Source organism: Ruegeria sp. HKCCD7221 (assembly GCF_013031225.1).
GTDB lineage: Bacteria > Pseudomonadota > Alphaproteobacteria > Rhodobacterales > Rhodobacteraceae > Ruegeria.
The window spans coordinates 1-1,248 of the sequence record NZ_WPZE01000025.1 but is presented as its reverse complement, the minus strand read 5'-3'; the positions used below and the strand labels follow the sequence as shown (position 1 = coordinate 1,248).

Here is a 1,248-nt window from a genome sequence, read left to right as displayed (position 1 = left end):
ATGGCAAAGGAAAAGTTTGAGCGTACAAAACCGCACGTCAACATCGGCACGATTGGCCACGTTGACCATGGTAAAACGACGCTGACCGCAGCAATCACCAAGTATTTCGGTGACTTCAAAGCGTATGACCAGATTGACGGTGCGCCGGAAGAAAAAGCGCGCGGCATCACCATCTCGACCGCCCACGTGGAATACGAGACTGACAACCGCCACTATGCGCACGTTGACTGCCCCGGCCACGCCGACTACGTCAAGAACATGATCACCGGTGCTGCTCAGATGGACGGCGCGATCCTGGTTGTGAACGCAGCTGACGGCCCGATGCCGCAGACACGTGAACACATCCTGCTGGGCCGCCAGGTTGGCATCCCGAAAATGGTCGTGTTCATGAACAAAGTTGACCAGGTTGACGACGAAGAGCTGCTGGAACTGGTTGAGATGGAAGTTCGCGAACTGCTGTCCAGCTACGACTACCCCGGCGACGATGTTCCGATCATCGCAGGTTCGGCTCTGGCGGCGATGGAGGGCAACAACCCGGAAATCGGCGAAGAGAAGATCAAAGAGCTGATGGCGGCTGTTGACGACTACATCGACACCCCTGAGCGTGAAGTTGACAAGCCGTTCCTGATGCCTGTTGAAGACGTGTTCTCGATCTCGGGTCGTGGTACCGTTGTGACCGGTCGTGTTGAGCGTGGCGTGATCAACGTTGGCGACGAGATTGAAATCGTCGGCATCCGCGACACTCAGAAAACCACCTGTACCGGTGTTGAAATGTTCCGCAAGCTGCTGGACCGCGGTGAAGCGGGCGACAACATCGGCGCCCTGCTGCGCGGTATCGACCGTGACGGCGTTGAGCGTGGCCAGGTTCTGTGTAAGCCGGGTTCGGTTACACCGCACACCAAGTTCGAAGCCGAAGCCTATATCCTGACCAAGGAAGAAGGCGGCCGTCACACGCCGTTCTTCGCGAACTACCGTCCGCAGTTCTACTTCCGTACGACTGACGTGACCGGCACCGTGACCCTGGCGGCTGGCACCGAGATGGTTATGCCCGGCGACAACGTCGGCTTCACCGTCGAGCTGATCGCACCGATCGCGATGGAAGACGGTCTGCGTTTCGCGATCCGCGAAGGCGGCCGCACCGTTGGCGCCGGCGTTGTGTCGAAAATCATCGAATAATCGGTAGGACGGGCTTCAGCCCGGCGCATCGATAAAACTAAAGAAGGCCGCTCCAAACAGGGCGGCCTTTTT

1 protein-coding gene is annotated in these 1,248 nt (G+C 58.3%); it reads left to right on the top strand.

Annotated features, from left to right (window positions below; translation table 11 throughout):
- Positions 1 to 1,176: elongation factor Tu (tuf, locus tag GOX73_RS20595; RefSeq protein WP_170337277.1), on the top strand; the 1,176-nt coding region annotated here is incomplete at its 5' end.
- Positions 1,177 to 1,248: the final 72 nt, after the last annotated feature.